13 protein-coding genes are annotated in these 13208 nt (G+C 38.8%); 4 read left to right on the plus strand and 9 right to left on the minus strand.

Annotated elements, in window-relative coordinates:
* Positions 1 to 48: 48 nt before the first annotated feature.
* Positions 49 to 669, plus strand: a complete 621-nt coding sequence (locus tag BUA11_RS04520) for a pyroglutamyl-peptidase I (protein WP_072758850.1) — start codon at positions 49 to 51, stop codon at positions 667 to 669.
* Here the strand turns inward: BUA11_RS04520 and BUA11_RS04525 are convergent.
* Positions 662 to 2023, minus strand: coding sequence for a SpoIIE family protein phosphatase (locus tag BUA11_RS04525; RefSeq protein ID WP_072758852.1), 1362 nt, complete (start codon positions 2021 to 2023; stop codon positions 662 to 664). The two genes, BUA11_RS04520 and BUA11_RS04525, sit on opposite strands and share 8 nt — an antisense overlap.
* Before the next feature lie 105 nt (positions 2024 to 2128).
* On the opposite strand from BUA11_RS04525, the gene aglA reads away from it, so the two are divergent.
* The gene (aglA, locus tag BUA11_RS04530) at positions 2129 to 3535 is read left to right on the plus strand and encodes an alpha-glucosidase AglA (RefSeq protein WP_072758854.1); all 1407 of its coding nucleotides are present in this window, start codon (positions 2129 to 2131) and stop codon (positions 3533 to 3535) included.
* A gap of 50 nt (positions 3536 to 3585) precedes the next feature.
* On the opposite strand, the gene BUA11_RS04535 is transcribed toward aglA, so the two are convergent.
* Genes BUA11_RS04535 through BUA11_RS04545 form a run of 3 tightly spaced genes read right to left on the minus strand, consistent with a single transcriptional unit; the run spans position 3586 to position 6824 of the window.
* Positions 3586 to 5112, minus strand: coding sequence for an AAA family ATPase (locus BUA11_RS04535; RefSeq protein ID WP_342742942.1), 1527 nt, complete (start codon positions 5110 to 5112; stop codon positions 3586 to 3588).
* A gap of 25 nt (positions 5113 to 5137) precedes the next feature.
* Positions 5138 to 5527 (minus strand): cytidine deaminase, encoded by a 390-nt coding sequence (locus tag BUA11_RS04540; protein WP_072758857.1) that lies wholly within the window; start codon positions 5525 to 5527, stop codon positions 5138 to 5140.
* Positions 5517 to 6824, minus strand: a complete 1308-nt coding sequence (locus BUA11_RS04545) for a hemolysin family protein (protein ID WP_072758859.1) — start codon at positions 6822 to 6824, stop codon at positions 5517 to 5519. The genes BUA11_RS04540 and BUA11_RS04545 overlap by 11 nt, the downstream gene beginning before the upstream one ends.
* Before the next feature lie 131 nt (positions 6825 to 6955).
* On the opposite strand from BUA11_RS04545, the gene BUA11_RS04550 reads away from it, so the two are divergent.
* Positions 6956 to 7183, plus strand: coding sequence for a hypothetical protein (locus BUA11_RS04550; RefSeq protein ID WP_072758861.1), 228 nt, complete (start codon positions 6956 to 6958; stop codon positions 7181 to 7183).
* A gap of 73 nt (positions 7184 to 7256) precedes the next feature.
* Positions 7257 to 8516, plus strand: a complete 1260-nt coding sequence (locus BUA11_RS04555) for a sensor domain-containing diguanylate cyclase (protein ID WP_072758863.1) — start codon at positions 7257 to 7259, stop codon at positions 8514 to 8516.
* Between the two features lie 10 nt (positions 8517 to 8526).
* Here the strand turns inward: BUA11_RS04555 and BUA11_RS04560 are convergent, their stop codons facing one another.
* The 5 genes from BUA11_RS04560 to BUA11_RS04580 all read right to left on the minus strand — a co-directional run bounded on the left by BUA11_RS04560 (position 8527) and on the right by BUA11_RS04580 (position 13207).
* Complete coding sequence (locus BUA11_RS04560; protein ID WP_072758865.1) at positions 8527 to 9606, minus strand: iron-containing alcohol dehydrogenase family protein; 1080 nt, start codon at positions 9604 to 9606, stop codon at positions 8527 to 8529.
* An 84-nt stretch (positions 9607 to 9690) separates the two neighbouring features.
* Positions 9691 to 11118: an S-layer homology domain-containing protein gene (locus BUA11_RS04565; RefSeq protein ID WP_072758867.1), complete on the minus strand. Its 1428-nt coding sequence runs from the start codon at positions 11116 to 11118 to the stop codon at positions 9691 to 9693.
* 34 nt (positions 11119 to 11152) lie between these two features.
* Positions 11153 to 12190 (minus strand): protein-glutamate methylesterase/protein-glutamine glutaminase, encoded by a 1038-nt coding sequence (locus tag BUA11_RS04570; RefSeq protein ID WP_143145277.1) that lies wholly within the window; start codon positions 12188 to 12190, stop codon positions 11153 to 11155.
* Positions 12172 to 12687 (minus strand): diacylglycerol kinase family protein, encoded by a 516-nt coding sequence (locus BUA11_RS04575; RefSeq protein WP_245789525.1) that lies wholly within the window; start codon positions 12685 to 12687, stop codon positions 12172 to 12174. The genes BUA11_RS04570 and BUA11_RS04575 overlap by 19 nt, the downstream gene beginning before the upstream one ends.
* Complete coding sequence (locus BUA11_RS04580) at positions 12611 to 13207, minus strand: 2-oxoacid:ferredoxin oxidoreductase subunit gamma family protein (RefSeq protein ID WP_178137745.1); 597 nt, start codon at positions 13205 to 13207, stop codon at positions 12611 to 12613. The genes BUA11_RS04575 and BUA11_RS04580 overlap by 77 nt, the downstream gene beginning before the upstream one ends.
* Position 13208 lies beyond the last annotated feature (1 nt).

Raw genomic sequence — 13208 nt, forward strand, 5'->3', positions numbered from 1 at the left:
CCGCGAAATTTATAATGTTTCAAAGATTTTGATGAGGAGGTTTTTCTAATGCTCAAGATTTTGCTTACTGGTTTTGAGGCATTCGGTGGGGAAAAAATAAATCCGAGTGGAAAAATTGTTAAGGAGCTGTCAAGGACAAGATTCGAAGGGATCAATTTAATATGCAAAATTCTTCCAGTAAGTTATGAAAAAAGCATTGCTATGCTACAAGATTATTATTCGAAAGAACAATTTGACGTGGCTCTACACGTAGGGCAGGCTGGCGGAAGTACTGCTATCACAATTGAAAGGCTGGCAGTAAACATACTGGATTCGAACCAGCCAGACAACGAAAATGTCATAAAATCTGACTGCCAAATAATCGAGAACGGTACGGATGCTTATATGACCGATTTAAAAGTTAAAGAGATTGTCTCTTTGCTTAAGAAAAATAAAATCCCTACACAACTGTCGTATACAGCTGGTCAGTACATCTGTAATGAGGTCTATTATTACTCTTTACATAATTCAAGAGTTTATCAAAACCCGAAACATGCCCTTTTTGTTCATATACCATTTCTACCAGAGCAGGTTAGCGAAAAGGAAACAAAACCTGTCGCATCGATGGACCTTCGCTTGGGAAGAAAGGCTATAAAACTGATTATAGAAAACATAGAAAAGTTTATTTGAACAATTTTATAACGTCCACATCGTTGAATGTCAAAGTAATGCTCATCGGTATCTTTCGAAGTATCCAGCCCGTTTCGATATTTCTCGAAATTATAGAATAGTATTTTTCGTGTTCATTAACCATAAGTGCGTACTCGTCAGAGCGCGCATTTTTTATTAGTTCTTCTAAAAGCGTATATATTGCACCGCTCTGAAAAACGCATTCTGACTTTTTAAAAGTGTTGTCCGCATAACACGAGCTCTTACTTCTTCCAAAGCATAAGACAGAATAATCATCCGGAAAGTTTCCATACTTTCTTAACACCACCGATGCTACATAATAAGGTAGTGCTTCTGGAGAAACTCCAGAAATTTCTTGGTTAAGGAATTTTGTCAGCAACTCCATAGCGGAAGAATTCGGGTAATAACGTTCAAATATTGAATACAATCCGTCGGAATATGCCATGTAAGTTATATTCTCATCAATGACAAATGTGCCACAATCCTCTTCAGAATAAGAATAATCAAGTAAACCGATGGGGAATATCGATTTCATATCAAGAATTGAAAAGTGGCTTCCGTCATATGTGATCAAAGAAGGATGACCGCAATTCAGATATTCGATACTGTCTTGTTCAATCTTCATAAAAAGACCTGTTACGTAATTACGTCCCAAAACATTCTTAATATTCTCCGCCATTTCATTTACTATTTCATGTATTCTGCCGCTCTTTTGAGCCGCTGCCCTAAAAAGCGATTTGACTGCTGAACACAGAAGCGCAGATTGAATTCCGTGGCCCGATATGTCAGCCACATATATATAAACAGCTTCTCCAACTTCAAAATAATCGAACATATCTCCACCTACAATTTGAGAAGGAATATAACGTGATGTAAACCATACATTATTCTTTAAATCAAATGTATTGGGTAACATTAACTTTTGGAGCTGCGTAGAGAGTTCCAGACTTTCTTTGAGTTCTTTGTACAAGTTTTCAATCCGTTCCCTATTCTTCTTTAATTCGACATGCAGTGCGATTTTTGAAATAGCCTCAACATCTATTATTGGCAGTTCGATGTAGTCTGAAATACCAATTTGGTACAACTCAAGAAGAGTTACATAATCCTTCTGATTAAGAAGAACTATTATAGGTATGTCTTTATACTCGCTGCGTGTTCTAAACCAGCGCACGTATTCTTGTGTAATCTTGGAGAACTTGTTGAATATAAGAACAGCTTGGACGTTGTTTTGTTCCGAAAACTCCGAAATGGAATTGATAAGTGTGACATTGTATCCGACAAATTCTAATATTTGAAAAAGTTCTTCTACATTGCTCTCATCATATGTTATTATAACTATTTTGTCTCCGCTCATAAAAAAGACACCTCTTTCTTCCATTTCTCCTTTTTTATTATACAATATAGTTAGTCAAAAATTTCAACATAATTGAATATCACCACAGCAAAAGGAGGGATAGGGATGAAGAACCTGAAAATAGGTATCATAGGTGCAGGAAGTGCTGTTTTTTCAATAAGGATTATCTCAGATCTGTGCAAGATTCAAGAGTTGTCCGGAACACATGTTGTCTTAATGGACGTTGACAAGAAGAGGTTGGAAAATGTCTTGATCTTAGCTAAGGAACTTACGAACTTCTTCAACGCAAGAATAACTTTCAGTACTGTCGAAACCATTAAAGAAACAGTGGAAGGGGCAGATTTTGTAATCAATACGGCGATGGCTGGTGGGCACAACTATCTAGAACTTGTCAGAGCAATTGGTGAAAAATATGGATATTACAGAGGTGTCGATGCCCAAAATTTCAATTTCGTTTCCGATTATTTGAATTTGACAAATTGGAATCAGTTCGCACTCTTTCTGAAGATTGCCAAAACTATTGAGAGGTTATCTCCAAATGCTTGGTATCTACAAGCAGCCAACCCAGTTTTCGAAGGCACGACTCTTGTTTCAAATGAAGTAGGCATTAAGATGGTTGGTTTTTGTCATGGACATCACGCTGTGGAAACTATAGCACAAACGATAGGCGAAAAACAGTACGAATGGCAGGTTGGTGGGGTTAATCACGGCATCTGGCTTACGAAATTTGTTGATAAGGATGGTAAAGACCTCTACCAGAAACTCAATGAACATATGAAAAAAGTTCAATACGAAGAATTCAAGCCTTCTGATCCTTTTGACGACCAACTCTCACCTGTAGCATGGGAAATGTATAAATTCTACGGTCTATTTCCAGTAGGCGATACTGTCAGGAACTCCACGTGGAAATATCACAGAGACCTGCAAACAAAAATCAAGTGGTATGGCGCTCCATGGGGAGGTGCAGATTCGGAAATCGGTTGGAAATGGTATGTAGAACAGCTCAACGGAGCTGTCCACATGATAGATACTTTTGTAAAATTGGTCACAGGTGGTCAAAAATTAACTGCTCTCAAAACTGGGACACCGTTAGATGAATACTTAGATGAGATTCTCAGTGAAGAAAAACTGAGTGGTGAACAACACGTGCCATTTATAAACAGCGTCGTGAATAAGAAATGTGATAGGTTTGTTGTTAACGTTTTGAACAAAGGAAAAATCAAGGATTTAGATTATGATATAGCTGTTGAAATCTGCGCCAATGTATGCGGTGAGAACATAGAATTTGAGGAGACAAAACTATCCGAAAGAGTAGTAAATTGGTATCTGAAACCGAGAATTCTGCTCGCCAAACAGGCGCTTGAGGCATTTAAAACCCAAGATGTTAAACTCATAGCCGATATACTTGAGAGAGATCCGAGAACGAAAAGCTCGGAACAGATAGAAAAATTGATAGGGGAGCTGTACCCAGTAGTTATTAGTAAAATGAAGGAGATAGAATCTCAACAGTAGGACATGTTAGAAAGAACCCCTGAGTGATTTAATAGCTCAGGGGTTATTATTTATTCACGTCTAAGATCATCTATCGCTTCGATTATTTCACTACCTCCAAACATGCGCCTTATCTCTTCCGCTCGTTCGGAATCAGACAGTTCCACAACTGCACCGATATCTCCAGTTCTTTGGAGTACAAAATGTTTATCAGCTTTCAGTGCTATCTGAGGCAGATGAGTAACAACTATCACTTGGTGATTCTTAGAGAGCTCACTCAGTTTATCGGCAAGTTTAACCGCCGTAAGTCCGCCAATCCCGGCATCTATCTCATCGTAAACCAAAACATAAGTACTCACAAGGCTAAGTTCTATCGCAAGCATCAACCTGGAAAGTTCCCCGCCCGAAGCTATTTTTCTTAAAGGATATAACTGCCCGGTAGATAGTGTGCTCCCAACGAGTTCAACATCGTCTATGCCATCATTCGAAAGTGCCTTACTTTCGAAACTGAAATCTATCCGCGCGTTCATGTTGAGTTCTCTCAGATGTTTCTCTGTCTTACTCAGAATCTGTTTCGCGGCTTGCTTCCTTCTTTCACTAATCTTATTAGCCAACTCTTCGAGGTTCTTTTCTATCCTCAATTTTTCGACTGACGCATTATTTAAAATCTCTATAGTACGTTCAATTTCTTTAAGTTCTGCTTTCCACTTTGAGAGATTACTCAGCACATCTTCTACCGTTGGACCATATTTTCTTCTCAACTTTCTATAGACAGACAGCCTCGTCTCAATATCATCAAGATTTACTTCTTCGAGGTTTGACAACTCTTTTGATATCTTATTGGTTAGCTCCGCTATTGATTCTACGGCGCTGTCGAGCAAACTTTGGTGTTCATCTTCTATCAGCGAATATATCTTTCTAAGGGAATACTCTATTTCTTCGAGTTGCTGGAAAGCGATGTTGTAATTTTGAAGCAGGTGCTGTATGTTCAGCGCCCTTTTATAATCGCTTTCCAGTCTACTTTCTTCTTCAACACTTAGATTCGCTCTCTCTATTTCCTCGATTCTTTCTCTAAGTTCTTCTGCCTTTTTAGATTCCACGTCGATATCGGACTTCGAAAGTATTCTTATTAACTGCTGGTACTCTCTGTAAAGATTGGTGTATTCGTCGAGAAGTTCAGAATTTTCCGCGACATTGTCGAGGATACTCAATATGAAATCTTTGTCCAAGAGTTTCATATGAGAATTCTGCTTGTGGATAGTCACAACATTTGAAACAATGCTCTGAACAGCGTCTTTTCCAACAAGTTTTCCATCGATTTTGTAGAATATTCTCTTATTCTTTCTTTCGACAGTAAAAATATGCTGGCCCTTAGAAATCCCATATTCTTCTATATCTTCAGGAATGTACAAAACCATGTCTGCTGAAAAAGTGTCGCTCCGCAAGCTCTGGTAGTCTAAGAATGACCCTATAACATCGAGCAACAAACTCTTTCCAGTTCCTGTTTCGCCAGTGATCACGTTTAAGCCTTCAGAAAAGTATATGTCAACATTTTTTAGATACACATATTCGTTTATATGGAGGAGTTCTATCAGGATCCTTCACCCCTTGATTTTCAGTAGATTATTTAAGATCTTCTTTATCAAAAGAGTACGGAAGGAGCTCACTAACCGTCGTCTCTAAGACATCGCCTTTGAGGTTTGTCAGAATGACTTTGAAATTTCCAAATTCCGACATAACTTGTCTGCATGCACCACACGGCGATACGGGTTTATCGGTGTCAGCGACAACGACCAACATGTCAAATTCGCTTTCTCCGTTGGCTACTGCACTGAAGATTGCGGTTCTTTCAGCACAATTTGTCAAACCATACGATGCGTTTTCTACGTTTACCCCAACGTACACGTTCCCTGATTTTGTGAGCAAAGCTGCGCCAACGTGGAAATGTGAATACGGAGCATACGCGTTTTTCATAACTTCTTTTGCCCTCTGGATAAGTTCTTCAGTTTTCATCTTTTTCTTCCTCCTGCGCTTGTTCTTTCTTTATTGTAAGCAATACTTTTTCAATCTTATTCCTTGAAGATGCTACTATTTTGAATATGATACCATCGTACTCGTACATTTCTCCAACCTTTGGTATGTGCCTGAATTTATCAAGCAGGTATCCCGCTAAAGTTTCAAATTCTCCCTCCGGGAATTCGATCCTGAGTTCCCTTTCTATATCGTTCAACGAGATAGTTGCATCCACGAGGTATGAATTATCATCTATCTTCTTAATTCCAGAACTTTCATGGTCGTCGTATTCATCCATAATCTCGCCGAATATCTCCTCGAGTATATCTTCCATCGTAACAATTCCGGAAGTTCCGCCGTATTCATCAACAACGATAGCCATGTGCACTTTCTTGGTTTTAAATTCTTTCAGTAATTCAGAGACCGGCATCAACTCAGGGACAAATAAGGGAGGACGCATTAACTCTTTTACAGAAACTTTGTCGATTATATCCATACCCCTTTGTGCTATAAAACTCAGAACATCCTTCGCATAGCATACTCCAACGATATTATCAATAGTATCTCTATATACAGGGAACCTCGAGTATTCTTCATCAACGATTAACTCAATGAATTCTTTGAGGCTCTGCGACTCCTCAACAGCTACAACATCGATTCGAGGTATCATGATTTCTTTAACTAACGTCTCATCCATCTCTATTGTGCGTTCTATCATGAGACCTTCTTCGTGAGTAATCGTTCCCTCTTCCCTTCCCATTTCCAGATAAGAAGCAATGTCGTCCATTGTTATGAATGGGGCTTCTTGAACACTTTGCCCACCCAGGACTTTTACAAACGTATTTGAAATCCTTATGAACAGCGTTATTACCGGAGCAAATATCTTGGAGAGAAATATTATTATTTTTATGCTGAAATCGAACAATCTTTCGCTGTTTTGCCTTGCTATTATCTTGGGTGTTATCTCACCAAACACTAAGAGCAAAAATGTCATAACTACCGTTGAAACAAGTGCTGAAACACTTCCCGAAGTAATAAGTTTCGAAAACATTATGGCCGCTAAGGTTGATGCAAGGATGTTAACAAGGTTATTCGATATGAGTAACGTGGTAAGCAACTTGTTGAAAAAATGGACCTCAGTTTCTTCTTCAGCTTCCTGTTTGCTCTTTGCAAGTATCCTTAAACGATGTCTGCTCACGGACGTCATTGCAGTCTCTGACGCCGAGAAGAATCCAGAAAGAAAGATCAAAATAGCTATAGCAAAAACGTTCCATAAATAACTCAGTGGATCTTCCACAAATACTACACCTCCAATGGTCAATGTTATCTAAGAAATATTATATCATACAATAAAATCAAATTCATTTTGTTTATAGCAAAGCATGTGATATATGTGATATAATAGAAAATAGTCAAGGAGGGATTGTTTTGAAAAATAGTTCTGTTAATACGTTACCTTTCACGTTTGATTTTGAGGTTGTTGCGAAAGCTCTTTCAAGATCAAAGATATTTGTGATTGTTTTTGATGAATTCGGTCGTATCGTTAGATGTACCGATAATACTCCTGTTAAACTGAAGGGTAAAGAGATTCTTCTCGATGCTTTTGAAAATTTCGGTGAAATAATAAAAAAAAACGATAGAAAAAGGCTTTTGTGAAGAAATCTTAGAATGTAAAAGAACTAAAGAAAAAATAAGAGCTATTGTTTTTAAAGGCCAAGCGTATTTGTGGATGATTGGCGAAGTAATAACCGAAAAGCTGTTGGTCGATGAGATTATATCTGAACGTCTTGAAACTTTATCAACGTATCTCGAGTTTGCGCCTGTCTTTTTCGTTGTTTTAGACGAAAATGGTATCATAAGTTACATTAACAATTGGACTCTGGAAAAAACTGGTTACAAATTTGCCGAGGTAATTGGGAAAAATTGGTTTGAAATATTCATTCCTGCAGACATTAGAAAGACACTATTAGAAGTTTTCGCGGATATAATGGACGGAAAAGTTGAGCTTCGTCAAACATACGAGAATGAAATCTTAGCAAAGGACGGTAGTACAATCACGGTACTTTGGGAAAACAAGCTCTTAACAAAAGGTGGAAAGCCGTACGGTACGATAAGCGTTGGTGTGGATGTCACTGACCAGAAGGTGAAAGACTTCGAGGAACAAGTGCTGTTAGAAATACTTGATGCGTCATCAGATGCAAATTATCACGCTTCTATAAGCAAAATATCAAGGATCCTCTCAAAAACTTGCAACGCTCGAAAAGTTATAGGAACGATAAGGACTCCCGAGGAAGCAAAGAATATTGAATTGCTTAATATGGATAACACAGATAGAACTGAGTACTATAAATTTGAAAAGTCGACAGATGAAAAGACAATTACTTTAGAGATGCATTGCGGAACTTTGCCAAGTTACGCCACTTATAACTGCCTCCAAAATGTTGCAAACGTCCTAATTAACTTCTTAGACAGGATATATTACATTCAGAAACTTGAGGAAGCGTCTTTCAGAGACCCACTGACAAATTTATTCAACCGCCGTTACTTCATAATGATGCTCCAGTCTGAGATACGAAGGATAAAGAGGTACGGTGGAAATGCAAGTATTGTCATGATAGATTTAGATGGATTGAAGCAGATTAACGATACGCTTGGACATGATATGGGTGATTTAGCTATCAAGACACTGGCTCGAGCAATGCTTGAAAATACTCGTAATAGCGATATATGTGCGCGTTTTGGAGGCGACGAGTTCGCAATTTTACTTCCGAACACAACCATCCAAAACGCGCAGCTGACGATTCAGAGATTGATGAATTATCTTGATAACTTAGACATAAAGGAATTCAAGGTTTCCATGAGTGCTGGTATAACTAAAATCTTACCGGAAGATGATACTGAAGGTATAAGCGTTTTAAAACGTGCCGATGAATTGCTCTACAAGGCAAAAAAAAGCGGAAAGCATGCTATTGTGGCTGATATTGTTTAATTTTGCAGTCTTATATCAAATACTTTTCTTTAATCTCTATATACGCATGTTTGATTTCCTCCAAGTCGTACTTACCCGGTGTCACGGCTATATGAGAAGCATTTGAAACTATTTTCGACCAATTTTCTATATCTTCGTCGCTGATTTCCACACTTAGTGATACACCCAATAATTCGTAGAACTCTTCAAGAGAGCCATTGAATATCCTCAGGATTTCTTCCACCTTATCTTTTGATTCAGTCAATGCCATTTTCAATTCATATGGTAAAAACACAGCAGTTGCAAGTCCATGCTTCACACCTTTTTCGGTTGTTAAAGAATATCCAAGTGCGTGTGCGATCGTTGTGCCAGTCTGCGCAATAACCATTCCTGCGAGCGTTGACGAGAACATTATACGTTCCCTGTAGTATTCATTGTCAGGATCATCGAGCAGTTTTGGTAAGTAACTGTTTATTGTCCTTATACTTTCCAACGCAAGTGCGTCGCTGAAAGGCGTTGCTTTCCTTGAGATATATCCTTCAACTGCGTGTGACAGAGCATCCAAGGCTGTTGAGATAGTTAGTTCCTTATTGAGTGTGACTGTATACTTGTAGTCAATAAGTGCAATCTTTGGGAAAATGCATTCGTGAGAGAATCCTTTTTTCCTTCCGTTCACCGTTAGGACTGAATACTGAGTAACTTCACTCCCAGTTCCTGCGGTCGTTGGGATGCATATGATTGGTTTGGCACTACCATATTTGTCCTTTTCGTAAAGTTCTTCAGGTTTTAAGGAAGGATTTTCAAGTAAGACTGCAACCGCTTTCGCTGTATCCATAGGGCTCCCGCCGCCAAGCCCAATTACAACATCTGCATCGCTATACTTCCGAGCGATAAATTCGACAATTTCTAATGGCGGGTTCTCAGGTGTCTCATCAAATATGTAATAATGCTTGCCGTCAAGAACATCTAATGTGTCGTCCAAACTACCATTTTTCTTTGAGCTTTTCCCGCTGACGATAAGATATGTATCTCCTAAGGACTGAATTAGTTCTCTATTCTTAGAAACGATATCTCTTCCGTACAAGACTTTCGTGGGCATATAAAATCCCATTTTCTCTACCTCCTCGTTCAATTGCGATTTAAAAAGCTGGTCCGTGAAGGACCAGCTTTTAGTCAAACTCGAACTGTAATTTTATTATTGTTGCATCGCTAAGAAAAGTGCATACCCGCCGAGAGCAACTCCGATAATGGCAAGGACTAGTGCAAATGTGCCAGTTTGATTTGACTGAGCAACTCTGAGCTGTTCTTTGAGTTGCTCGTTTTCCTTCTCGAGTTGTGAGACCTTATTCTCAAGTGTTTGCTGTTGATTGGCTACATTCAGTTTGAAACTATCGATTTCATTCCTAACTACTCCCAATTCCTGAGTATTTGAATTAATCTTAGTATTCAATGTGAGTATTTGCGATTTGACTTCTTCGACATTCTTATTAACTGATTCTATGTTCTTAGCGTTTGCTTTAACATCCTGTTCTAAACCATCAACCCTGTCCTTCAAAACAGCAACATCGCCGGACACAACACTTACAACTGCCTTTACCTCTTCGAGTTCACCAGTAACGTTAGTAAGTTCTGTTATTTTCTTGTTAATATCGGCAACCTGTACTTTGAAGTCACTGTCTGCTTTTTCCAAAGCAGTGATTTTGCTCTGAAGCGTGTTTATCTGAGTTTGCAGCGAGGAGATATTTGCCTTGAGCTGAGCTATATCAGAGTCCGAAGCACCAGATATATTCTTGATTTCCGTAGAGAGCGATTGAATTTTGCTCTGGATATCGGCAACATTCTTTTCTAAGCTTGAAACTTTTCCAGAGAGTGTAGACACGCTAACAGATGTATTTGAAATTTGTGCATTCGTTGATTTAAAGCTATCGTTCAGCGCATTTATACTCTTTTCTAAATCCGCAACTTTCTGAGCAATACTGTTGTTATTGTCTGTAAGTGACTTAACATTGTTCTTCAGCGTTGCAACATCGTTTTTCAGCGCGTTTATATCTTGTGCAAGTGTGTTCAAGCTCTGACCAGTTGGAGTAACGGAGATCAGAGACCTCAATTCCGTAACTTTACTAACAAGTGCATCGTAAAGTGCTTTAATGTCTGACACATCTGTCTTTACGCCTGATAGGTCTTTGCTCAAAATGTCAACATTTCCAGAGATAGTGTCAACTTTTGATGAAAGTGCGTCGATCCTCGTGTTTATCGTTTTGTCAGCATTTCCAAGTGTAAGAATGCTATTTGACATCTCGTTTAACTGAGCAGTAATGTTAGCGGGAAGTGTTGTTTGTTGAGTTGTTGTCTGTGTTCCTGTTGGTATTTTCTTTTCAACCGCGGATATTCTGTCATTTAAAATATTCATAAGCCTATAAAGAGCAACAGCGAGTTGATATCTTGTCAAAGATTGATTTCCTTGAAACGTACCATCTGGCATACCGCTTAGAACTCCAAGTTTTGAAAGCTGTTCGACAGCCTCATAAGCCCAGTGGTTGGCTGGTACGTCTTTGTACGTTGCCGCAAAAGAAGTGGAAATAGTCAAAACCAAAGCGATTAGCAGAAATAACATCTTCTTCATCTTAATACCCCTCCTTAATAATAATTGTACTTCTTTAGATAATTTCAACTAATTTTTCGGGTATCTTATCGGCAGGGAGCACAAAATCTGCGTATCCTTCTTCAACGACCGATTTCGGCATACCATAAACAACACATGTCTCTTGGCTTTCTGCAATAACGGTACCTTTAAAGAACTTAACTTTAAACGCACCTTTTGTACCGTCTTTTCCCATTCCTGTAAGGATGGCAGCAACAGTATTTTCTTTGTAAATTTCGGCTACTTTGTCAAGTGTATAATCTACGGCTGGCCTAACGTTATTGATTTTCTCAGTCTTTTTATCTAAGTAAATGATTGCCTTTCTATCTTGGTACTTTATCCCCATATGGATATCGCCAGGCGCAACATAAACCCATCCAGGTTTTAAAATATCACCGTCCTCTGCTTCCTTCACCGTCAACTGAGAAATTCTATCCAACCTCTGCGCCAAGGATTTCGTAAAACCCGGCGGCATGTGTTGAACTAAAAGTATTGGCGCGGGGAACTCCTTCGGCAAAGCAGGAATCACAAGATCTAACGATCTCGGACCGCCTGTTGAAGACCCAATTACAACAATTTTTCCAGAGACCATTGTCTTAACTTTTAGACCTGCCAAAGGTTTTCTTCTAAGCATCACCTGATTGAGACTTATCTTCATCGCATCTCGTATCTTTTGAACAAGTTCTGGTCCCATTTTGCGAAAGTCCATTGAGACACTTCCGGACGGTTTTGTAACGAAATCAACAGCTCCGAGCTCGAGTGCAAGTAATGTAATCTCGGCGCCTTCTTCTGTAAGGCTACTGACCATTATAATCCTTGATGGCGCTCTTTTTATTATTTCTTTAAGCGCCTCTATTCCATTCAGCTTTGGCATTTCAACATCCATTGTTATAACGTCCGGCCTATGTTTTAGCGCAAGTTCAACAGCTTCCATTCCATCTTTGGCAGCAGCGACAAGTTCCATGTCTTGCTCCCTGTCTATAACATCTTTTAATATCATACGCATGAAAGGCGAATCGTCGACTATCATAACTTTTATTTTTTCTTTTTCCACTTTCTCACCACCCGTATACTCAGCAAAGGAAACGCCACTGTTGATATTATAGCAAAAATTTTGGCTATTTCCAAACTCCAATCAAAAAACATACTACCGAAAACGAGTATACCGACTGTAATTGAAAACAGTGCTGCCCAAAGTACAACACCTGCACTAACATCCTTTATTATCTTTATAACCGGGTGGTATTCTTTGCTGTACAAATTCATTAAGTGCTCAATTATAGTGTTCACAAGCTCAGACCAAATAACAAAAAAGACGGCGAATATTATCCACAAGATATCCTCTCTTTTTATGGGGAGGAAAAATGTTGCTGTTATTACTACAAGTCCAACTAAAAAATGTATTCTAAGATTCCTCTCAGAAAGTATTGAATTGACAATACCTTCTATTGCGTGTGAGAAAGATTCCTTCAAATTACTCGAACCCAATTGTTCTCTTTCTTTTCCGTTCAATTCTTGGTTTGAAAACTTTATCTGTGAGCGTTGTTCCAAACTTTATCGCCTCCACGTTTAGTTCGTAATACTTTGGACTCACTTCTTCCTTTACAGCCTCAAACAAAATATCAAAATCAACAAGTGCAGTTGCCTTTACAAGAGCGCCCAGGAGAATCATGTTTGAGACCATGACATTACCGAACTTTTCAATTGCCAGTTTGCTTGCAGGTACACTTATGATTCTCTTAGTTATTCGCTTGATCTCGTTAGGAATATCTGGTATATATGTGCTGTCGTACACTATTATACCATTAGTGGCTACATATTTTCCATGGCTTACCATGGAAGGATGCATGATTATCAAAGAATCGAATACTACTGCTCTCGGATAAAGTATCGGTTCATTTGAGACCAAAACGTCACAGTAGCTTGGACCCCCTCGGACCTGTTCACTGTAATTCTGAGTCTGAATAACGTATTTTTCAGCAATGACAAATGCCTCTGATAAAATATATCCTGCCAGCAAATTGCCTTGTCCACCAATACCAGCTATTCTAATAGAGAATGGTCTTGTCATT

Source organism: Fervidobacterium gondwanense DSM 13020, from assembly GCF_900143265.1.
In the GTDB taxonomy this organism is placed as follows: domain Bacteria; phylum Thermotogota; class Thermotogae; order Thermotogales; family Fervidobacteriaceae; genus Fervidobacterium; species Fervidobacterium gondwanense.

Bases quoted from the DNA above. Each gene is read 5' to 3' on its own strand.
- BUA11_RS04520 (WP_072758850.1), top strand. From the start codon at position 49: ATGCTCAAGATTTTGCTTACTGGTTTTGAGGCATTCGGTGGGGAAAAA.
- BUA11_RS04525 (WP_072758852.1), bottom strand. From the start codon at position 2,023: ATGAGCGGAGACAAAATAGTTATAATAACATATGATGAGAGCAATGTA.
- aglA (WP_072758854.1), top strand. From the start codon at position 2,129: ATGAAGAACCTGAAAATAGGTATCATAGGTGCAGGAAGTGCTGTTTTT.
- BUA11_RS04540 (WP_072758857.1), bottom strand. From the start codon at position 5,527: ATGAAAACTGAAGAACTTATCCAGAGGGCAAAAGAAGTTATGAAAAAC.
- BUA11_RS04555 (WP_072758863.1), top strand. From the start codon at position 7,257: ATGATTGGCGAAGTAATAACCGAAAAGCTGTTGGTCGATGAGATTATA.
- BUA11_RS04560 (WP_072758865.1), bottom strand. From the start codon at position 9,606: ATGGGATTTTATATGCCCACGAAAGTCTTGTACGGAAGAGATATCGTT.
- BUA11_RS04565 (WP_072758867.1), bottom strand. From the start codon at position 11,118: ATGAAGAAGATGTTATTTCTGCTAATCGCTTTGGTTTTGACTATTTCC.
- BUA11_RS04580 (WP_178137745.1), bottom strand. From the start codon at position 13,207: ATGACAAGACCATTCTCTATTAGAATAGCTGGTATTGGTGGACAAGGC.